Annotated in this window: 19 protein-coding genes; 14 read left to right on the top strand and 5 right to left on the bottom strand. The window is 62.8% G+C overall.

Translation table 11 applies throughout. From position 1 onward, the window contains the following. Positions 1-209: 209 nt before the first annotated feature. Positions 210-1,277, bottom strand: coding sequence for a TadE/TadG family type IV pilus assembly protein (locus RFM98_RS26475; protein WP_320311554.1), 1,068 nt, complete (start codon positions 1,275-1,277; stop codon positions 210-212). Between the two features lie 415 nt (positions 1,278-1,692). Between RFM98_RS26475 and lepA the strand changes: the two genes are divergently transcribed. Then, complete coding sequence (lepA, locus tag RFM98_RS26470; protein WP_320311553.1) at positions 1,693-3,498, top strand: translation elongation factor 4; 1,806 nt, start codon at positions 1,693-1,695, stop codon at positions 3,496-3,498. Positions 3,499-3,827: 329 nt separating this feature from the next. On the opposite strand, the gene RFM98_RS26465 is transcribed toward lepA, so the two are convergent. Next, positions 3,828-4,736, bottom strand: a complete 909-nt coding sequence (locus RFM98_RS26465) for a DUF3800 domain-containing protein (RefSeq protein ID WP_320311552.1) — start codon at positions 4,734-4,736, stop codon at positions 3,828-3,830. A 168-nt stretch (positions 4,737-4,904) separates the two neighbouring features. Here RFM98_RS26465 and RFM98_RS26460 point away from each other — a divergent pair, with 168 nt between their 5' ends. From RFM98_RS26460 to RFM98_RS26410, 11 genes are all read left to right on the top strand, one after another. Beyond that, positions 4,905-5,417: a hypothetical protein gene (locus RFM98_RS26460; protein WP_320311551.1), complete on the top strand. Its 513-nt coding sequence runs from the start codon at positions 4,905-4,907 to the stop codon at positions 5,415-5,417. A gap of 11 nt (positions 5,418-5,428) precedes the next feature. Continuing rightward, entirely contained in the window at positions 5,429-5,938 is a 510-nt protein-coding gene (locus RFM98_RS26455; RefSeq protein ID WP_320311550.1) for a hypothetical protein, read from the top strand. Positions 5,939-6,132: 194 nt separating this feature from the next. Continuing rightward, positions 6,133-6,480, top strand: coding sequence for a hypothetical protein (locus RFM98_RS26450; RefSeq protein WP_320311549.1), 348 nt, complete (start codon positions 6,133-6,135; stop codon positions 6,478-6,480). Between the two features lie 134 nt (positions 6,481-6,614). After that, positions 6,615-6,986: an endonuclease domain-containing protein gene (locus RFM98_RS26445; RefSeq protein ID WP_320311548.1), complete on the top strand. Its 372-nt coding sequence runs from the start codon at positions 6,615-6,617 to the stop codon at positions 6,984-6,986. 209 nt (positions 6,987-7,195) lie between these two features. Continuing rightward, complete coding sequence (locus RFM98_RS26440; protein ID WP_320311547.1) at positions 7,196-7,567, top strand: hypothetical protein; 372 nt, start codon at positions 7,196-7,198, stop codon at positions 7,565-7,567. 120 nt (positions 7,568-7,687) lie between these two features. Next, positions 7,688-8,314: a CDGSH iron-sulfur domain-containing protein gene (locus RFM98_RS26435; RefSeq protein WP_320311546.1), complete on the top strand. Its 627-nt coding sequence runs from the start codon at positions 7,688-7,690 to the stop codon at positions 8,312-8,314. A gap of 58 nt (positions 8,315-8,372) precedes the next feature. Next, positions 8,373-8,675 carry a cupredoxin domain-containing protein gene (locus RFM98_RS26430; RefSeq protein ID WP_320311545.1) on the top strand — a complete coding sequence of 101 codons (303 nt, stop codon included), beginning with the start codon at positions 8,373-8,375 and terminating at the stop codon, positions 8,673-8,675. A 353-nt stretch (positions 8,676-9,028) separates the two neighbouring features. After that, positions 9,029-11,065 carry a hydantoinase/oxoprolinase N-terminal domain-containing protein gene (locus tag RFM98_RS26425; RefSeq protein WP_320311544.1) on the top strand — a complete coding sequence of 679 codons (2,037 nt, stop codon included), beginning with the start codon at positions 9,029-9,031 and terminating at the stop codon, positions 11,063-11,065. Between the two features lie 258 nt (positions 11,066-11,323). Beyond that, positions 11,324-13,489 carry a malate synthase G gene (locus RFM98_RS26420; protein ID WP_320311543.1) on the top strand — a complete coding sequence of 722 codons (2,166 nt, stop codon included), beginning with the start codon at positions 11,324-11,326 and terminating at the stop codon, positions 13,487-13,489. A gap of 252 nt (positions 13,490-13,741) precedes the next feature. Next, a complete protein-coding gene (locus RFM98_RS26415) occupies positions 13,742-14,332 on the top strand; it encodes a DUF308 domain-containing protein (RefSeq protein WP_320311542.1) in 591 nt (196 codons plus the stop codon). A gap of 30 nt (positions 14,333-14,362) precedes the next feature. After that, positions 14,363-14,950 (top strand): TetR/AcrR family transcriptional regulator, encoded by a 588-nt coding sequence (locus tag RFM98_RS26410; protein WP_320311541.1) that lies wholly within the window; start codon positions 14,363-14,365, stop codon positions 14,948-14,950. A 64-nt stretch (positions 14,951-15,014) separates the two neighbouring features. On the opposite strand, the gene RFM98_RS26405 is transcribed toward RFM98_RS26410, so the two are convergent. Next, complete coding sequence (locus tag RFM98_RS26405; protein WP_320311540.1) at positions 15,015-16,544, bottom strand: YifB family Mg chelatase-like AAA ATPase; 1,530 nt, start codon at positions 16,542-16,544, stop codon at positions 15,015-15,017. Between the two features lie 356 nt (positions 16,545-16,900). Here RFM98_RS26405 and RFM98_RS26400 point away from each other — a divergent pair, with 356 nt between their 5' ends. Beyond that, positions 16,901-17,416, top strand: a complete 516-nt coding sequence (locus RFM98_RS26400; RefSeq protein ID WP_320311539.1) for a DUF4142 domain-containing protein — start codon at positions 16,901-16,903, stop codon at positions 17,414-17,416. Between the two features lie 396 nt (positions 17,417-17,812). Here RFM98_RS26400 and RFM98_RS26395 read toward each other — a convergent pair whose 3' ends face one another. Then, complete coding sequence (locus RFM98_RS26395) at positions 17,813-18,727, bottom strand: helix-turn-helix domain-containing protein (RefSeq protein ID WP_320311538.1); 915 nt, start codon at positions 18,725-18,727, stop codon at positions 17,813-17,815. Between the two features lie 288 nt (positions 18,728-19,015). Here RFM98_RS26395 and RFM98_RS26390 point away from each other — a divergent pair, with 288 nt between their 5' ends. Continuing rightward, entirely contained in the window at positions 19,016-19,948 is a 933-nt protein-coding gene (locus RFM98_RS26390; RefSeq protein ID WP_320311537.1) for a helix-turn-helix domain-containing protein, read from the top strand. Positions 19,949-20,122: 174 nt separating this feature from the next. On the opposite strand, the gene RFM98_RS26385 is transcribed toward RFM98_RS26390, so the two are convergent. After that, positions 20,123-21,073: a glycosyltransferase family 8 protein gene (locus RFM98_RS26385; RefSeq protein WP_320311536.1), complete on the bottom strand. Its 951-nt coding sequence runs from the start codon at positions 21,071-21,073 to the stop codon at positions 20,123-20,125. Positions 21,074-21,202 lie beyond the last annotated feature (129 nt).

Genomic DNA, 21,202 nt, shown 5'->3' with positions numbered 1-21,202 from the left:
TTTCGCCGCCGCGGAGGGCTTCGTTACAGCTTCACCGGTTTGTGATTGAGTCTCTTGCCTTCTCCCCCTGTGGGAGAAGGTGGATCGGCGCGATAGCGCCGAGACGGATGAGGGGTGTTCCAGCGGAGTGAGACGCTGGCGTTCCCTGGAACACCCCTCATCCGTCGCCTGCGGCGACACCTTCTCCCGCAAGGGGAGAAGGGGAAGAGCTACTGCGTCAGCACCGTCTCCGACGGACGCTGGTTGTAGGCGCACTTGCCTTGCACGGTGTAGAAGAAGTCGGCTTGGGAATCGCCCACGGCGGTGGGCGTCGGCACGGCCGATCCGCCGTCTTCCCAAGCCTGAGTGCTCGTCTGACCGCAAGGCACCAGCGTGAAGATGTCGACGACCTGACCGTTCGGGATCTCGACCTTGTCGGCATACAGCCGGTTCGATGTTGCCGCGTCATTCGATTTGAGCACGGTTGGCTGCGGCGGTCTTGCCGTGGCCGCTGCCGGTACGTCCATCTGGAGATAGAGCTGGTCCATCTGGCTGACATCGATCACCGCGCCCGCGCTGCTCGCCGGATACATCGTGTTGGCGCAGGTCGTCACGTATTTCTGCCCATTGCCGTCGGTCTGGGTGATCGCCCCCGTAGGCAGATTGTTGAAATTTCTCACCGACGAGGTGGTGCACAACTGCTGCTGCACTGCTGTCTCCGTGCTGCCGTTCACAGTCTTCACTACGGTAGTGCCATAGCCTTTCGGATCGCCGGCGCCATTGTAGTTATAGGTGATCGTCATCAGCTTGTTGGCGGCGGTCTGACCGAACCTGGTTCCGTAGAGCGACATCGTCTTGTTCCAGTAGCCGGAGGCGAGCGTCACCTTGAACGTAGTCTGCACCAGCGCCGGCCTCTTGCGCACCGAGGCGCCGACGCCGACCTGCACCGTGTTGATCCGCGCGATCTGCATGAAATTGGTCGGCATCGGGTAGCTTGCCGTGGCGGTGAAAGTCGCCGTGCCGGACGTATCGACATTGACGCCCGTCAGCGTCGCCGCGCCCTGCCCGCTATTGGCGACATAGGCCTGCTGCAGCGCCGTCTGGCGGTCGGACAGCGATGTCGTGGTCGGCAGCGTGGTGATCGCGATGATCGCCGCGTCAAGCGCGTTCTGCATGTCGCTGCGGGTCGTCACCGCCGAGGTGTAGTCGACCGAGAAGCCGATGGCCGTCACCAGCGGGATCGTCATCAGCACCATCATCGGCATCATCGAGCCGTCGCGGCACGCGAGGAATTGCATCACCGCCCCAGCCGGGCTGAACTTTCGGGCAGAACTGGACATTCTTGGGGCCTTCGTCGTCGCGGCGGAGCCGGTTTACCATCCGGGGGCGAAAGATGGCCTAAAGCGGTGCATGAATGTTTAAGCGCTTTGAATGTTTCGTGAGCGGGACGTGTAGTACAGCTGATCTCCCCCCTTGCGGGGGAGATGCCCGGTAGGGCAGAGGGGGGTGCTGTCCCGCCCAACATTTCATCCAGTGCGGATGCTCACGCGTGGGCAATCGGTTAGGGTTGAAAAGCCCGAAAAAAATGGGATCAACGCCGCGATCCGTCGCACCCCCCCCTCTGGCCTGCCGGCCATCTCCCCCGCAAGGGGGGAGATCAGCAGTTGCCCCCGCCGCTTGCCCCTCAACCCTGCCCCTGCTAAAGCGCGCCGCATGACCACCCCGCTCGACCACATCCGCAATTTCTCCATCGTCGCCCATATCGACCATGGCAAATCCACGCTTGCCGACCGGCTGATCCAGCTCACCGGCGGGCTGGAGGCGCGCGACATGAAGGAGCAGGTGCTGGACTCGATGGATATCGAGCGCGAGCGCGGCATCACCATCAAGGCGCAGACGGTGCGGCTGAAGTACCGGGCCAACAATGGCGAGGACTATATCCTCAACCTCATCGACACGCCCGGACATGTCGACTTCGCCTATGAAGTGTCGCGCTCGCTCGCCGCCTGCGAGGGCTCGCTGCTGGTCGTCGACGCCAGCCAGGGCGTCGAGGCGCAGACGCTCGCCAATGTCTATCAGGCCATCGACAACAACCACGAGATCGTCGTGGTGCTGAACAAGGTCGACCTGCCGGCGGCCGAGCCCGAGCGCATCCGCGAGCAGGTCGAGGAGGTGATCGGCATCGATGCCTCCAACGCCGTGCTGATCTCGGCCAAGACCGGCCTGGGCGTGCCGGACGTGCTGGAGGCGATCGTCCACCAGCTGCCGCCGCCGCGCGAGGGCGACATCGCGGCCCCCTTGAAGGCCATGCTGGTCGATAGCTGGTACGACGCCTATCTCGGCGTCATCGTGCTGGTGCGCATCATCGACGGCGTGCTGAAGAAGGGCCAGACCATCCGCATGATGGGCACCGGCGCCAAATATCTGGTCGAGCGTACCGGCGTCTTCACGCCGGCCCGCGTCAATGTCGACGAGCTCGGCCCCGGCGAGTTCGGCTTCTTCACCGGCTCGATCAAGGAAGTGGCCGACACCCGCGTCGGCGACACCATCACCGAGGACCGCCGCCAGACGGCCAAGGCGCTGCCCGGCTTCAAGCCGGCGCAGCCGGTGGTGTTCTGCGGCCTATTCCCGGTCGACGCCGCCGATTTCGAGGACCTGCGCGCCGCCGTCGGCAAGCTGCGCCTCAACGACGCCAGCTTCTCCTATGAAATGGAAACCTCGGCCGCGCTCGGCTTCGGCTATCGCTGCGGCTTCCTCGGCCTGTTGCATCTGGAGATCATCCAGGAGCGGCTGGAGCGCGAATTCAACCTCGACCTCATCGCCACAGCTCCATCCGTCGTCTACCGCCTGAACCTCAATGACGGCACGGTCAAGGAACTGCACAACCCGGCCGACATGCCCGACGTGGTCAAGATCGCCTCGATCGAGGAGCCGTGGATCCGCGCCACCATCCTGACGCCCGACGACTATCTCGGCGGCATCCTGAAACTCTGCCAGGACAGGCGCGGCATCCAGGCCGACCTCTCCTATGTCGGCAAACGCGCCATGCTGACCTACGATTTGCCGCTCAACGAGGTCGTGTTCGATTTCTACGACCGGCTTAAGTCGATCTCCAAGGGCTACGCCTCCTTCGACTATCATCTGACCGACTATCGCGAGGGCGACCTGGTCAAGATGTCGATCCTGGTCAATGAGGAGCCGGTCGACGCTCTATCCATGCTGGTGCACCGCACGGCCGCGGAAAAGCGCGGCCGCGCCATGTGCGAGAAGCTGAAGGAGCTGATCCCGCACCACCTGTTCAAGATCCCGATCCAGGCCGCGATCGGCGGCAAGGTCATCGCCCGCGAAACCATCTCGGCGCTGCGCAAGGACGTCACCGCCAAATGCTACGGCGGCGACGTGACCCGCAAGCGCAAGCTGCTCGACAAGCAGAAAGAGGGCAAGAAGCGGATGCGCCAGTTCGGCAAGGTGGATATTCCGCAGGAGGCGTTTATTCAGGCCTTGAAGATGGGGGATTGAGAGCGGGCTGTTGAGCAAGCCGCCAACCTCCTACAAGTGAATCAATGGAAGCCTTCGACGACAGGTTGCGGCCCGGCGCCACAGTTAAGTTTCGTACCAGGGGTTCGCTTGTCGACGAGAAAATCGAGTCCGCTCAATGGGTTATAAGCAACCGTCACTAAGCGACTGATTCGTTTGATTTTTTCTCGGCCATGCGCTAACATATGCCCCGGCGGGGTACGCCGGAGCACCCTTGGGCGGCATCGTAGATGTCGCAGTCGGATGGACGGTTGCCCACCGGATGGTGGCCTATAAGCCCCCGATGGTAACAAGGCCGGGACCCGCCGCTTTCATATGTGGTAGCCGTAGAATCGGAATATCTTTTTTTGGGCCTCTGTTAGGTCTAGCGTCCAGTTTCGCCACGGCAGCAACGTAACTCCAAAGTGAGAGTAGCCGTACTTATTTGACGCTATTCGAGGTTTCAGGGCTTCAGCATACTCCGTATTCCAGCGCTTGGCTCCTGCATTTGCAGCCTGAAAAAAGGAACTGGCGACGACGTCCGCTATTTGGCAGCCGGCACTCTTGTTGTGATCGATGACGTCGATCAATCGATGATCTAGAACCCGAAAATCTGGCACCTTCGCGGTCTGATATATCCGGCCTAGCTCGGATTGTTTCGCGAGCAAGTGCGTGTATGTCTCCACGTGTCGATATGAATGTCCGCCGCGACGGGAGAAAACCAATTTGACGAGTTTTGATTCTCCAGTTTCTCGGGTAGACCAATTCGCACACCACTCGCTTAAACGCTCAAGGACAATTCGGATACAGTAGTTGTAGAACCAATTGTTAGGGTGCAGGGAGACCGCCTCGGCTTTGGGGTTGCGATACCTTCGCATGTTCTTTTTGTTGGAGACGACTACAAACATTCGGCATGGCGAGGCCGCCAGCGCGTCGCAAACTGACTTCTTTTTATGTTCTACGAGATTTCGAAAATGGAGGTCAGGGCTTTGCGTAGAGTAGATCGAAGCCTTCGTGGACTGGATGAGGCTGACCAAGTTCGGCTCATTGGAAGCACGAACAACAACACAGCCGACAGAAAACCACTCGCTGGCACCGTTAGGGTCAATAGGTGCAACTGTTTTAATGCCAGGATCGCCAGCTTCGTCGAAGTAGGCGATGAAATATGGCTCGGGTAACCCATCGGTAGATGCGGTCAGGACTGCCGCCAAAGCTTGCTGAGATTGATTTGAATCATCCACGCGAACAGACCAAGCCAATAAACGACAGACAATTCCCCGAGAGTACAGCGACCGATTCGATCCGAATAGAATAACACAACCTACACGTGATGCGGGGTGGCATTCCATCCCTACCTTCACCGTCGCCCCACATCGGCGTATCCTCCTCCCCGGCTCGGGAGACACCACATGCGCTCCACCTCAGACACTGTCGCCGCGATCGGCCTCGCCATCGGCGGCGCGTTGGGCATGGGGGGCACGTTCGTTGCCAGCGACGCGCTGCGCGAGACGCTGTGGACCATCGACGGCGTGGGCGTGGTCGTCGCGGCAGCACTTCTCACCATGAAATACCAGCGGCTGGGCAATGATCTCGTCGCGGCCGGCTTCCTGACGTTCCTCGCCGGCGAAAGCCTGCTTCTGGCCGGCAATGCGGCGGGCCTGCAGGCGAGCGTGCCTTCCTATGTCGGCGGCATAGCGCTCTGGGCGGCGGGGCTGGTCATGGTCAGCGCGCAAGCCACCTTCGCGCTCTGGATGCGGCTCACCGCTTTCGTTGCGGCCCTGCTCTTCACCGTCTCGGCGGCGATGATCCTGTGGGGCGCGCCGCTTTTGCCCACCTCGGCGCCGCTGCCGGCGCTCGGCTATCCGTTCCTGGTCCTCACCTTCATCGGCTGGATCTGGACGCTGTTGAAATCCGGGCGTTGAATGGGCGAAAAATGGCCGCCCCGCTCGAACTCCGCAACAGCCCCTCGGGAAAGATTCTCCCGGCGCTCGGGCCGTTCCTGATCGGCGGCATTTTCGGCTTCGGCGCGCTGCAGGGCGTGGCCTCGGGCGCGGATGGTGGGCATGTGCTGTGGATCGCGCTGCTCGGCCTCGCCTGCCTCGCGCTCGGCGCTTTCATCGCGCGCGGCGCCTTCGACACGTCGGTCAAGGTCACCCTTGACAGCCATGGCTTCCGCGATGCTCGCGCCGGCGACGTGCTGGTGCCGTGGAACAAAGTCATGAGCGTGCGTCTCGCCGCCGGCGGCAAGGGCGCGGCGATGCTCAATTTCGAGCTCACCGAGGAGCCGCCAGACGAGATCAAATACGCTGCCGCCAACGCCTTCGGCCTGATGCCCTTCGGCAAGACCATTGTGCACATGGAGATCTCCTCGCTCGACGTGCGCGGCCAGGACCTTGTGGACGCGGTGAAGACCTTCGCGCCGCATGTGGTGGTGAGGCGGTAGGGCTCCCCCTCATCCGGCCGCTTCGCGGCCACCTTCTCCCCGAGGGGAGAAGGGCAGCTGAGGCGCCGGCGATCTCCTCTCCCCTCGGGGAGAGGTCGGATTCCCCCGAATTGCCATTCGCAATTCGGCTGGCAATCCGGGTGAGGATGCTTCCACGTTCCACCCGTGCTCTACTCCCCCTCGGGGACCCCGCCATGATTCGCGCTCTGCTCGCCTTCCTCCTCCTCGCCACGCCGGCCTTCGCCGCCGACATGTCCGTCTTCGTGCGCAACAAGCGCTCGGACGGCGTCGCGGTGGAACTGTTCAGCCGCGACAGCGGCAAAGTCTGGCCGGGCGACGACAAGGTCTACCTCATCCGGCCGAAGGCGCGAAAATCCGTACCGATCTCCTGCGAGCCGGGCGAGCACATCTGCTGGGGCGCCTGGGTCGACGGCAACGACCAGGTCTCCGCCGGCGTCGGCCCCGACAACGACCAGCCCTGCGACACCTGCTGCTTCATCTGCGCCGAGCATTCGACCGAGACGGTGGACCTGGCGGAGTAAGCGGGGGGTCTTCCCCTTCTCCCCTTGTGGGAGAAGGTGGCTCGGCGCGCAGCGCCGAGACGGATGAGGGGTGTTCCAGCGGAGTGAGGCACCGGGTATTGGAGCCGTCATCAACATTGGCGTAGTCTGCTTTGATGCCGCACCAGCCTGTAACCCCGGCCAAACGGAATTTCGCCCGGTCGATGCGCCGTGAGCCGACCGAGGCGGAAGATCGCCTGTGGCATGAATTGCGCAGCCGCCGTCTCGACAATATCAAAGTTCGTCGTCAGGTTCCGATCGGCCGGTTCGTGGCCGATTTTCTTTGCGCAGAAGCGCGGCTGATTATCGAAATTGACGGCAGCCAGCATGCGGAATCGCGCCGTGACCAGGAGCGCGACGCCGAACTGAAGTCGAGAGGATTCCGGGTGCTGCGTTTCTGGAACGACGATGTTTTGAAGGAGTTGGACGCAGTTTGCGATACCATCATCGCTTATGTGAGAGATGAAGGTTTGCAACCTTGGCGGTAACGATGGCGAACGCCCTTGCCAAGCTGGAACACCCCTCATCCGTCTCGGCGCTAAGGCGCCGATCCACCTTCTCCCACAAGGGGAGAAGGGGAAGCCGCGCCAATTCCCCAATTCACTCAGCTATTTTCGCCCCACCCCTTGGCAGCGGCCCGCATCGTGCCATCATCCCGCGATCGGCCGTGGGGGCCGATTCGACCCCGGGGGTTTTCATGTCGATCCTTTTCGCGCGCCGCCTTGCCGCCGCGCTTTCGCTTGCTGTCCTGTTCGTGCCCGCCGCTCACGCCGGCGACGTCACCTTCCAGATCAAGAACAACCACCCCAACGCCATGCGCGTCGAGCTCTACAGCCAGGACCGCGACTATGTCTGGCCGGGCGATGGCAAGGATTTCTACCTCGACGACGGCGAGACCAAGCAATTGCCGATCTCCTGCAACGAGGGCGAAAAGATCTGCTACGGCGCCTGGGTCGACGGCGACGAGGAAACCTATTGGGGCGTCGGCCCCAACAACAAGGAAACCTGCGAAGACTGCTGCTACACCTGCAGCGGCGGGCAGACCGAGGAGATCGATTTGCAGGAGTAGCGGCGCCTCTTCCCTTCTCCCCCTGTGGGGTGAGAAGGAGAAGCTGCGCATCCGGCCAGCTTGACGCCGTTCCCACCGCCGCCCTAGCCTGTCTCCCATCAACAGGAGAACCCTACCCAAATGGCAGGCACGGTCGAAGGCGAGAAGATCGACGTCGGTTTCAGCGGCAAGCGCTGCATCCATTCGCGCAATTGCGTGCTCGGCAACCCGCATGTCTTCGTGCCCAACGCGCCGGGCGAGTGGATCCATCCGGAAGCGGCCAGCGTCGATCAGGTCGTGGCGCTGGCGGAAAACTGCCCGTCCGGCGCCATCACCTACAACCGCAAGGATGGCGGGCCGCAGGAGAAGCCGCCGGCGGTCAACACCGTGCGCGTCAGGGAAAACGGCCCGCTGGCGGTGCATGCCGAGATCGTGCTGGGCGACGAGACCTTCTTTCGCGCCACGCTCTGCCGCTGCGGCCTGTCGCAGAACAAGCCGTTCTGCGACAACAGCCACATCAAGGCCGGCTTCACCGCCACAGGCGAACCGCCGCTGAAGGAAGCGCAGGTGCTGGAAGCGCGGGATGGCCCGCTCAACGTGACGCCCACCGCCAACGGCCCGCTGAAGGTCGAAGGCAATGCCGAAATCGTCACCGGCACCGGCCACACCATCGCCCGCACCACAAAAGTCTTCCTCTGCCGCTGCGGCCACTCGGCCAACAAGCCGTTTTGCGATGGCTCGCATAAAAGAGTGGGGTTCGTGGCATGAAAAGCGCCGTGCCGGCGTTAGTTAAGGATGAGGTTTCGCATTCAGGAGGATATCCATCATGCGCACCATGCTCGTTCTTGCTCTGCTTGCCCTGGCCATGCCCGCCTATGCCGCCAATCACGCGGTCCAGATCAAGGGCATGAAATTCAACCCGTCGAAGGTCAGCGTCGCCGTCGGCGACACCATCACCTTCACCAATGCCGACCCGATGACGCATACTGCCACGGCGGATGACGGATCCTTCGATTCCGGCCAGCTTGCCAAAGGCAAGAGCGCCAAGGTCAAGATATCGGCCGCCGGCGCGCACCCGTTCCACTGCGCCATCCACGTCTCGATGAAGGGCACCGTCACGGCGAAGTAGGAGGCACCGACGGCGGAGCCGATCTCCTGCTTTGATGATTTGAGAGGCCGGCGGGACAGCACCCCCCTCTGTCCTGCCGGACATCTCCCCCGCAAGGGGGGAGATCGGCAGTTGGGTGCGCCGGCGCTCTCTCTGCGGCGTTGGCGATTGGCGAAAGCGGGCGCGACATCTGATCTCCCCCCTTGCGGGGGAGATGTCCGGCAGGACAGAGGGGGGTGCCTCGCGCCAGCGTCTCATCAATCCTCCTCAGCACCAACGCCGCCCCTTGGCCCATCCCTCCCTTCTTTATCCGCAACGCCGTATCGGCTAAGGGGCAGGCACCCGATCCTCTTGTCCCGGACTGCCCCCTCAAAATGACCGCCAAGCCAAAACCTCTCTTCCTCGGCATCGACACCGGCGGCACCTACACCGATGCGGTGCTGTGGTCGGAAGAGGGTGGGCCCCTGAATCAGCCTACCAAAGGCAAGGTGCTGGCCAAGGCCAAGTCGCTGACCACGCGCCACGATCTCGCCGTCGGCATTGCCGGGGCGGTCGATGCGGTGCTGGAGAAATCCGGCACTGACCCGGCCGCGATAAAGCTGGTCTCGATGTCCACGACTTTAGCCACCAACGCGCTGGTCGAGGGCCAGGGCGGGCGCGTGGCGCTGGTCATGATCGGCTTTTCCGAGGCCGATCTTGCCCGCGACGGGCTGAAGACGGCTCTGGGCACCGACCCGGTGGTGTTCTGCCCCGGCGGCCATGACGTGCACGGCAATGCGGCAAAACTCGATCTTTCCGGCCTCGAGGCAGCCCTTCCCGAGCTTGGGCGTTCGGTGTCGGGCTTCGCCGTCTGCGCCTATTTCGCCACCCGCAATCCGGCGCATGAGCTGGCCGCGCGGAACCTAATTCGCGACATCACGGGCCTGCCGGTCACCGCCAGCCATGAGCTGTCGGCCAAGCTCGGCGGGCCGCGGCGCGCGCTCACCACCTTGCTCAACGCCCGCCTGATCTCGATGATCGACCGGCTGGTCGCGGCGACCGAAGGCTTCCTCGCCAAACGCGGCATCGCCGCGCCCCTGATGGTGGTGCGTGGCGACGGCGCGCTGGTCTCGGCGGCCTTTGCCCGCCAGCGGCCGATCGAGACCATCCTCTCCGGCCCCGCCGCCAGCCTCGTCGGCGCCCGCCACATGACCGGGCTGGACGACGCCATGGTCTCGGATATCGGCGGCACCACCACGGATGTCGCAGTGCTCGATGGTGGCCGGCCGCGTCTCGATCCCGAAGGCGCCACCGTCGGCGGCTTCCGCACCATGGTCGAGGCGGTCGCCATGCGCACCTTCGGCCTCGGCGGCGATTCCGAAGTCACGCTGGAGGACGGCGCGCTCGACCCGAAGATCCTGCTCGGACCGCGCCGCCTGGTGCCGCTCGCGCTGGCTGGCCTGGTGCATGGCGAGGCGGTGACGTCGGAACTGGAACGGCAGTTGCGCGCGCCCAATCCCGGCCGCATGGACGGGCGCTTTGCCGTGCGCACCGGCGTGCCGGACCGGCTCGCCGCCGGCCTCACCGGGCCGGAAGCGAAACTCTATGAGACGATCGGCGCCACCCCGCTGGCGCTCGACAGGCTGCTTGCTTCCAACGCGCAGAACGCCACGCTGAACCGGCTCGTGGCGCGGGGGCTCGTGCATATATCGGGCTTCACGCCGTCCGACGCCGCCCATGTGCTGGGCAAGCAGTCGAACTGGGATCCAGCCACCGCCCGCCTCGGCGCCGAGCTTTTCGCCCGCCGCCGCGACGGTCGCGGCCAGGCGATCGCCGCGACGCCGGAAGCGCTGGCCGAGCGCGTGCTTGTCACGCTGACCCGCTGGTCGGCCGAATATATCCTGGAGACCGCTTTCGCCGAGGACGGGCTGGACGGTGCCGCGACCGTCGCGCATGCGCTGGTGCAGCGCGCGGTCGATGCCCATCCCGGCATCGCCCGCTTCACCGTCGCGCTCGACCGCCCGGTCATCGGCCTCGGCGCCTCGGCGCCGCTGCACTATGCCGGCCTGCCGCCGCTGATCGGCAATGGCTGCATCGTGCCGGAGGATACCGATGTCGCCAACGCGCTCGGCGCGGTGGTCGGCCAGGTGCGCGTCTCAGCCGAAGCCCGCGTCAGCCAGCCCAGGGAAGGCCTCTTCCGCCTCGCCTCCGGCCAGACGGTGCGCGACTTCACCGAGGAGGAAAAAGCGATCGCCGCGGCCGAAGCCGATGTGCGGGCGATCGTTGCCGAACGCGCCAAGGATGCCGGCACCGACAATGCCGAGATCGAACTCGCCACCGAGTTCAAGGTCTCGACCATCGAGGGCCAGCGCATGTTCATCGAGGCGCATGTGGTTGCGGTGGCATCAGGGCGGCCGAGGATTGCGGTGTGAGGCGCCTTTTCCTTCTCCCCGTTTACGGGGAGAAGGTGCCCGAAGGGCGGATGAGGGGCGGCGCTAGCGTATGCTCTTGTTCTCCCCGACCGACACGCCGCCGCATGTTAATTGTCAGCGCCGCGCCGCCCCTCATCCGGCTGCCGCCACCTTCTCCCCGTGAACGGGGAGAAGGAAGCCTTCACCCTAAGCCGAATTGACCCCTGACCCCCAAACATGCCAAAGGCCCGGCAAGCCTACCTATCTGGAGACGTGCTGATGACCGATCGCATCGAGATCGCCGGGTTGCGGATTGCCCGGGAGCTCCATGACTTCGTGGCCGAGGAGGCAGCAGTCGGCACCGGCGTCGACCCGGAGAAATTCTGGACCGGCCTCTCAGAGATCGTCCACGACCTTGCGCCGAAGAACCGCGCGCTGCTGGCAAAACGCGACGCCATGCAGGAAAAGCTCGATGGCTGGTACCGCCAGAACGGCGCGCCGATCGACATGGAAGGCTACAAGAATTTCCTGAAGGAGATCGGCTATCTGGTGCCGGAAGGGCCGGCCTTCAGCGTCTCGACCGAGCATGTCGACCCTGAGATCGCCGTCGTCGCCGGGCCGCAGCTCGTCGTGCCGGTGATGAACGCGCGCTATGCGCTCAACGCCGCCAATGCGCGCTGGAGCTCGCTTTATGACGCGCTCTACGGCACCGACGCCATTCCCGAGACCGGCGGCGCCGAGAAGGGCAAGGGTTTCAACCCGGCGCGCGGCGCCAAGGTGATCGCCTGGGCCAGGGATTTCCTCGACCAGTCGGTGCCGCTGACCACCGGCAAATGGGCCGGCGTCAACGGGTTGTCCGTCGCCAACGGTGCTCTGAAGGCCAGTGAGGGCGCCGGCGCCACCACGCTCGCCGATCCAAAGCAGTTCGCCGGCTATCGCGGCGATGCCGAGAATCCGGAAGCCGTGCTTTTGGTCAAGAACGGGCTCCACATCGAGATCGTCATCGACCGCGCCAACCAGATCGGCAAGACCGATCCCGCCGGCATTGCCGACGTCATCCTGGAATCGGCTCTGACCACCATCCAGGACTGCGAGGATTCGGTCGCCGCTGTCGACGCCGAGGATAAGGTCGTCGTCTACCGCAACTGGCTCGGCCTGATGAGGGGCGATCTTTCCGAAGAGATCACCAAGGGCGGCAAGAGCTTTGTCCGCACGCTTAACCCGGACCGCCGCTACACGGCGCCGAACGGCGGCCAGCTGCTGCTCCCCGGCCGCTCGCTGATGCTGGTGAGAAACGTCGGCCACCTGATGACCAATCCGGCGATAACCGATCGCGACGGCCACGAGGTGCCGGAAGGCATGATGGATGCGGCCATCACCGCGCTGATCGCGCTGCATGATGTCGGCATCAATGGCCGCCGCGCCAACTCCCGCGCCGGCTCGATGTATGTGGTGAAACCCAAGATGCACGGGCCGGAAGAGGTCGCCTTCGCCGTCGAGATCTTCGATCGCGTGGAAGTGCTGCTCGGCATGGCGAAAAACACCATCAAGATGGGCATCATGGACGAGGAGCGGCGCACCACCGTCAACCTCAAGGAAGCGATACGCGCCGCGAAGGAGCGCGTGGTGTTCATCAACACTGGCTTCCTCGACCGCACCGGCGACGAGATCCACACCTCGATGGAAGCCGGCCCGATGATCCGCAAGGGCGACATGAAGCAGGCCGCCTGGATTTCCGCCTATGAGGCCTGGAATGTCGACATAGGGCTGGAATGCGGGCTGGCCGGCCATGCCCAGATCGGCAAGGGCATGTGGGCGATGCCGGACCTGATGGCGGCGATGCTGGTTGAGAAGATCGCGCACCCCAGGGCCGGCGCCAACACTGCCTGGGTGCCGTCGCCGACGGCGGCGACGCTGCACGCCACGCATTATCACAAGATCGATGTGTACGCCGTGCAGGCGGCGCTGAAGAGCAGGCCGAAGGCGAAGCTCGACGATATTTTGTCCGTGCCGGTGGCGGTGCGGCCGAACTGGACGCCGGACGAGGTCCAGCGCGAGCTCGACAACAATGCGCAGGGCATTCTGGGCTATGTCGTGCGCTGGATCGACCAGGGCGTCGGCTGCTCGAAAGTGCCCGATATCAACGATGTCGGCCTGATGGAGGACCGCGCCACGCTGCGCATCTCCTCGCAGCACATCGCCAACTGGCTGCGCCACAAGGTGTGCTCGGAAATCCAGGTCAGGGATTCGCTGCAGCGCATGGCGGCGATCGTCGACCGCCAGAATGTCGGCGACCCGCTCTACCGCCCCATGGCGCCGGACTTCGACAGTTCCATCGCCTTCCAGGCCGCCTGCGACCTGGTGTTCAAGGGGACGAGCCAGCCCAATGGCTATACGGAGCCGGTGCTGCATAAGCGGCGGCTGGAGCTGAAGGCGCAGGACTGAGACAGCGCCGGCGTCCCCCTCCCCTTGAGTGTCCCTTGAGGGAGGGTGGCCCCGAAGGGCCGGGGGTGGGGTCCTGCGTGAAGCGCGCCGCCTCATTCCAACGCCACGAAGCGATGTCGCCGCTGGGGGCGGCCAGCGCGGCCATAAGCGAACGATCGTCACATAAATGAGATGTCGAGGTGATCGGCGATGCCTTGACGATCACGAATCTACCTACTAGTTGGTAGGTAATTCAAACGAGAGATCTCCATCATGCCTGCACAAATGAATGATCAGAGCCGCGCCCCGTCATCAAACGCCTGGCTCAAAAGCTATTATTTCCTGCGGTTTGCCGTATCGGCGGCCTGGGTTGCGCTGGCTTTCACCGTCGCGAAAAACAGTCCACCGCTCGCCGCTGTCATGCTGGTGGCCTATCCAGTATGGGACGCGCTCGCCAACTATATCGATGCGAAGCGCACCGGCGGACTCAGCCGCAACAAATCGCAGCTGCTTAATTTTATCGTCAGCATCGTCACGGCGATCGCGGTCGCCATCGCGCTTGGCCGCGGCATGAATACGGTGCTCTCGGTCTATGGCGTCTGGGCCGTTTTCTCCGGCGCCTTTCAGCTTCTCACCGCCGTGCGTCGCTGGAAAACCAACGGTGCGCAATGGGCGATGATCCTGAGCGGCGCCCAGTCGGCGCTGGCCGGCCTGTTCTTCGTAAAGATGGCCGGCGGCACCGAGGCCATCGGCATCGCCAACGTTGCGCCCTATGCCGCTTTCGGCGCCTTCTACTTCCTGGTGTCCGCCGTGTGGCTTTCCGTGAGCGATGTCCTTCGCAAGCCGCGACAGGTCGCGCGTTGAGGTTTCCTCCGCTGGAAGTTAGGCAGGTCTATGAACAAGCCCTCGAACACTGCCGATGACATCCTGGCCGCCGCGCGAACCTTCATTGTCGCCGGCGGCTATGACGGGTTCAGCTACGCGGACATCGCCGAGGTGATCGGTATCCGCAAGGCCAGCATCCACCACCATTTCCCCAGCAAGGTCGACCTGGTGCAAACCTTGGTGAGGCGTTACCTCGAGGATGCCGTCACGGGCATGACGGAGCTTGAGCGCAATGTCCCTGACCCGCCTGCGTTGCTTCGAACCTATACCGGCTTCTGGGCTCAGTGCATTGAGGATGCGAGCAGGCCGTTCTGCGTCTGCGCCCTGCTCGCCAGCGAGCTTCCGGCTCTTCCGCCCGAAATTGCCGTGGAGGTCCGAGCGTATTTCCGGTTTCTCTCGGGGTGGCTGACCGGCGTCATCGAGCGCGGCGCCGGGCAAGGCACATTGACAATCTCCGCCGCGCCGCGCGCCGAGGCGGAGGCCTTCATGGCGACCGTGCACGGGGCCATGCTTTCCGCGCGAGCCTATGGCGATACCGCGGCTTTCGGCATGATCCTGGCGCCGACGCTGCGGAAGCTGATCCCCGAGGCCGATTGAAGACGGAACGCAAGCCCCGGGAGCCGATGGAGAAGCGGACCTGGGCCCTTGCGATCCTTTGTGATTACGCCGCCTGCGCCATCCGCTCGGCACTCATGCGGTAAGAAATCGCCTCGGCGAGATGGATGCGGCCGACCGTCTCGCTGGCGTCGAGGTCGGCCAGCGTCCGCGCCACTTTCAGCACGCGGTGATAGGCCCGCGCCGAAAAGCCGAGCTTTTCGCTGGCATCCTTGAGCAGCGTCAGGCCGGCCGTGTCGGGCTTGGCGATCTCCTCGATGATCGAAGGCGGGCAATGCGCGTTGGTGGTGGTGCCGGCGCCCAGCTTTTCCAGCCGTTCGCGCTGCATGGCGCGCGCCCGCGCCACGCGCTGCGCTACCGAAGCACTTGTCTCCGCCTTGTCCGGCCGGATCAGGTCGCTTGCCGAGACCGCCGGCACTTCGATCCGAAGGTCGATGCGGTCCAGCAGCGGGCCGGAAATGCGCGCCTGGTAGTCGGTGCGGCAGCGGTCGCCGCGCAGGCAGCGATAGCCGGGCTCTCCCGACATGCCGCAGCGGCACGGATTCATCGCCGCCACCAGCTGGATGCGCGCCGGATAGGTGACGCGGTGGTTGGCGCGCGCGATCATGCAGTCGCCGGTCTCCAGCGGCTGGCGCAGCGCATCCAGCGTCTGCGGCGTGAACTCCGGCAACTCGTCGAGGAACAGAACCCCGTGATGGGCGAGCGAGATCTCGCCCGGCCGCGCGCGTAAGCCGCCGCCCACCATCGCCGCCATCGAGGCCGAATGATGCGGGGCGCGGAACGGCCGCCGGTCGGTCAGCTTGCCTTCGCCGAGCTCGCCGGCCACCGAAGCGATCATCGACACTTCCAGCAGCTCCTTCGGCGCCAGCGGCGGCAGGACCGAGGGCAGGCGCTGCGCCAGCATCGATTTGCCCGAACCCGGCGGCCCGACCATCAACAGGTTGTGCCCGCCGGCGGCCGCCACTTCGAGCGCCCGCTTGGCGCTTTCCTGGCCCTTGATGTCGGCGAGGTCAGGCAGGTCGCGCGCCGCGAGCTGGATGCCGGCTTCGGGCCGCGACAGCACCTGGGTACCGCGAAAGTGGTTGGCGATCGCGATCAGGCTGCGTGGCGCCAAAATGTCGAAATCCTTGCCCGCCCAGGCCGCCTCAGGCCCGCAGGCAAAGGGGCAGATCAGGCCCTTGCCTTCGGCGTTGGCGCCGATTGCCGCCGGCAGCGCGCCGGCCACGCCCGCGATGGTGCCGTCGAGCGACAATTCGCCCAGCACCACATAGCCTGCCAGCATGTCGCCGGGTATGGCGCCGAGGGCCGCCATCAGGCCGAGCGCGATCGGCAGGTCGTAATGGCTGCCTTCCTTGGGCAGATCCGCCGGCGCGAGGTTCACCGTCACCTTCTTCGACGGCATCGACAGGCCCGATGCATGCAGCGCCGCCTGCACGCGCTCGCGGCTTTCGGCCACCGCCTTGTCCGGCAGGCCGACGATCTGCATGCCGACCTTGCCCGGCCCGACCATCACCTGGACATCGACCGGCACGGCCTCGATGCCCTGGAAAGCGACCGTGCGAACCCGCGCCACCATTTTCAAAGCCCCCAATACCGGCTCGCGGGCGGCCTTGCGATCAAGCCGCGAGTGAGATCAGACTACACAACCACAGATTTTCGCTCTGGGCAAGAACATTACGGGAACGTTGGCGCGGGTGCCCGACGAGACTGTGCGCAACTCAGCCCCGGCAGGAAAAGTCAATGCCGGGTGGAAAACGTCCAGGCGCCCGGATCGAGTTACAAATGTTATAAATGTCCAAAACCCGTTCGTATCTTAAAATACGATAGCCGAAATCTCCAATAGTCTCCCGCCGTCACTTCCTAGAAATGGTGTGTAGGTCCACCATGTCGTGAAGTGCATTTGGAAACTCAACCCTAGAAAGGAGAATTACTATGGGAGCCGCGGCAGTATCAATCCCTGTCATCTCCGCGCTTTCTCAGGTGAAAGCGGCTGCACTCGACTTTTCGACCATCAAGACCGTCGAACAGTTCGGCAAGCAGGTGATTGGCCGCGCCGACCTCTCTCGCCTGGCATGCGAAATCGCGTTGAAACAGTCGGTTCGTGCTGATGCCAAGGAGTTCGCCACCTACGAGCTCATGGAAGCCGAAACGGTCATCGATGTGCTGAACCACCTCGGCGTCGCCACGCCGGTTATGGGCAAGGACGCGTTGGGAGTGCTCGACCACATTCGCAATTCTGAAGGGGTCGCTTTCGACAAGGCCTATATCGGCGCCGAGTACGAAAACCACGTGTTCCTGCGGGACCTCGCGTCCGCCTACCTGAAGAACTCGGCCGGTTCGCAGAGCGTTGACGAGCGGCACGGACGACAGCTCGCCAGCCTTGCGCTGTTCGCATTCACCGAACACGCCGCCATCACGCATCGGATTTCGCAGAGCATTACCGCGTAATCCATCATCCTCGATCCGACAATCGCGGTCCGCCAGGCGGAACCGCAAACCAACAGGACAATGTCATGTCTTTGAAATCGACCTGTCTCGGCGTCGCCGCCGTTTCCCTTCTTTCCGGCGCTGCGGCCGCAAGCCCCTGCCTGAGTTCAAGAAGGTGTTCATGTCGATGCCGGACGACATGCGCGATGAAGTGAAGCGGGAATGCAACGATGCGGCGATGAGCAAGCCGTATGCGGTGTTCTGCGCCGACGTGAACGCGCTCGCCGGCTCGTGAATCTGCCTGGCCTGCCTCCCGTCCCCAGGAGGCCGACGGCAAGGATGGCGGGTTGTTTGACCCGCCATCCGGCCGGCAAGCTGCAGCCAGTCGGCACACGCAAAAAACCGGCACTTTGGACCTTAAGCGCCGCCAACCTCACGCCGCCAGGCTCCCGGGCTTACGCCCGTAACTTTGGTAAAGGTTCTGGTAAAGTGACTTTGGTCGGCGAAACCACACGCAAGCGCTACCTCCGACAGCGATTTGCCGCCACGCCGCAAAAGAGCCTTGGCGGCGTCGATGCGCCTTGCCAACAGCCATTGATGAGGCGCCATCCCGGTTGAAGCGCGAAACGCACGGGAAAAATGGCCGACCGAAAGGCCGCATTCGTTCGAGAGCATTCTCAACGGGACTTCTCCGTCCAGGTTGGCGCTCATAAGCTCCTTCACACGCTGCTCCTGCCAGGTAGGCAATCCGCCTTTCACCGGCTTGGAGACGTGTTTGATGCCTGCGTAAGTCGTGGCGATGTGAATCCCGATTCCGAGCGTCACATGGTCCACGAAAAGGCGGCCAACGCGATCGGGGTGATCGAATGCGGTGAGAAGCGAAAAGCCGAGATTGCGGATCGTAATGTCATCGACCGTGGCACCTGGGGTACACGTCAACTCGTCAACGCGCGGTGCATCCATCTCATCGGCAAATGCGTAGAGTGCTGTCCTGGGCAGATAGAACATCAGCGATTGAAACGGCTCCCGCATCTCCGCTATCGGATCTCGCGTCAGGTCATAGAAGAACGTGGCGCCGGCCTGGTAGGGGGCATGCCCGAAGGCTTTGCCATCGAACCATAGTTCATGATGGTCGCACCCCCGTATCTGCAAGGCGATGAGATAGGAATCCTCCGCGGGTATGGAGCTTGTGCGAACGGGGGACCAGAAATCGCCCTTGATATGCGTGACCGCCAATTCGGCCTTGCTAAGCGTTTTGGTGACAAGGACGGGGGCATCTTCAATCCCGAAGCGCTCTCCGAGTCTTCGACCATAAGCCTCACGTGGAGCCATGTCAGTTCCCGCTGAAGAGGGCCTGAAGCCCTTGCCTTATCAAGATTCGTGCACGGATCGAGCAGGAGACACCCGCTCAAGGTATCAAACGAATATATTCGCCCCCGTCGCCACGCAATTCGGGCGGCGCGAGATCGTGAGAGTTGCGTCATTTTCAGACAAAACGCGTTCCCTTTCTGAAATAGCCACGAAGCGGATTCGTTAACATTCAACCAGGTGACGACAGGCGGAAAATCGAGATTGTGAGAGCCGTGACCGTCGTGAACAGCTTTAGGAATGAGAACTCGCATGCGACAGCGGGGAGCATACGGGGAGCAGCTGGCCGAAACGTTCCGTCTCGGGCGTGCTCCGGCCTTTGTGACGCGGAGCCTGCCAAAAAGTGCATTTGCAGTCACCGAGATCGATTGCGGATTTGAAAACAACGGAATGACGGTGCCGATCCCTCGCGAAGATGCTTTCCTTGTAACGCTGCAACTGCTCGATTGTCCCGCCCATGACCTATGGATCGACGGAAAGGCGCGCGATACGAGTTTCCTGGCGGCCGGCACGACATGCATCTACGATCTGCGGTGCAGCCCCGTGGTCAACAGCGTCAGCCGGTTCCGCAATCTGCATTTCTATTTTCCACGGGTGGCGCTCGACGCGATATCCGAGAGGGAGGATCTGGCGCCGATCGCCGACTTCCACCACAATCCGGGCACCGGGATCAACGACCCTGTGATCCGTGGCTTGGGACTTTCGCTGCTCCCGGCCTTTGAACGTCCGGCAGAAGCCACGCGTCTTTTTGTGGACCACGTTACGATCGCTACCGCTTCGTACCTGGCCCGAACATTCGCCAGGAATACAAGCGCCGGCCGACAGTCGAAATGGCCGTCTCTCTCGACGCTCGAGGAAAGCCTCGTCAAGGAGCTTATCGACTCCCGGCTTGGCAGCGATCTGTCGCTCGCGGAACTTGCCTCGGAATGCGCAATGTCCGAAAGACAATTCGTCCGTGCCTTCCGGGAAAGAACCGGGGTTCCTCCGCACCGCTGGCTGATCCAACGTCGCATGCACAAGGCCCTGGACCTGCTTGCCACGTCGAAAGAAGCGTCGCTCGCCGACATAGCGTTGGCCTGTGGGTTTATGAACTCATCACACCTCGCACGCACATTGGCCCGCGCCCACGGGCTATCGGTCAGCGGCTGGTTAAAGGCCGCAAGTTTGCACCGAAGATCAGCATGACGATTATGCAAAACCCGCCTGTTTCGTGAATAAATAGAGCTTCGTGGTGATGCTGCTATGCTTTGCCAGCACCGGCGAGCGCAGCGTTCTTTGCTGCTACATGCCGTGTCGCGGCCGCCAATCGCGGCCTTGCAGAACATTAAGACTTGAAAATTATGGGAACGGCGCGTCTCGTTACGGCGCAGCAGTCGAACATTGCCGCGGCAACGGAACCTTCGAGAACATCTTATTCAAGCTTCTTAGGTGCGGCTTGGTAAATCGACGGCGGTAGTAGTAAGTTGCCAGGGCGGAAGACCAGTATTTTCTTCTCAACCCTATGAGGCCAAGGATCATCTTTCGTCTACGGGCGGATTTCAAAACCATTGTTCCCGCAGGAATATTCAATCCCGACATGGTTCTGTAGAAATTGAAAACATCCGCAAAAGGCACGCGCTTGTAGCGCCAGGGCTTGGCCGATCCCGCATAGTGGATCACCTTGGGAAGCCGCCGTTCGATTTGCACATACCGGTCTGAAAAGAAATTCCATTCCCTGTCCAGGATAAGAACTCGTCCGCGCACCACCGTATTCAAGGCTGTCTGGTCGAGGTATCGCGAATGGGCGGTTTCCCGAACTTTTGCAAAGATCCTGTCCGCAATGCCTTCGCTGCGCCATGCGGCGAGGTTCATCGTCAGGACACCGGAATTGATGTACTCATTCCGGGACATTCCGACGTCATCGAGTTCCTCCTGCTCGACGAAGCCGTCAATCACGCCGGCGACCAAATTGTCGCCCAAGTCCGCCGACCAGAGGTCGCTGAGATCGGACACCACCAGCGTATCCGCATCCATGTAGATGGCCTTATCACAATCAGGCAATATCTCGGGAATGAGTATCCGGGCATATGCGGCAGTGGTCAGCAGCTTGCCTCTTGTCGGCAGATCGGAAATCCGCTTGCCATCTGCTTGGACGAGCTGACAATCAATTCCATTTCGTTCACAAAAACGGCGAAGCTCTATCACGGTGGCAGGCTCTATTCCTGCGTCGATAACAAGGAATTTCGCCCCGCGATTATGAACCCAAGCAGAAAAGATGAATACAAAAAGCCCGGGCACAAAGTTATTGTCGCTTGCGGTAACAATTATCATGAAATTGCTTTTCCTGGAAAGCGGGAGGCTAGACCATGCTGTAGCGCATAGGTCGCGGGAGCGCTCACGGTCAGAGGCAGCACGTTGACAACTTGCCCCCCCAAAAAGCTCATCGTCAGATCTACTCCT

Origin of the sequence: Mesorhizobium australafricanum, assembly GCF_033977265.1 — a bacterium.
Classification (GTDB): domain Bacteria; phylum Pseudomonadota; class Alphaproteobacteria; order Rhizobiales; family Rhizobiaceae; genus Mesorhizobium; species Mesorhizobium australafricanum.
Note: the sequence above shows the minus strand (reverse complement) of the source record. Positions and strands in the feature narration are given on the sequence as shown.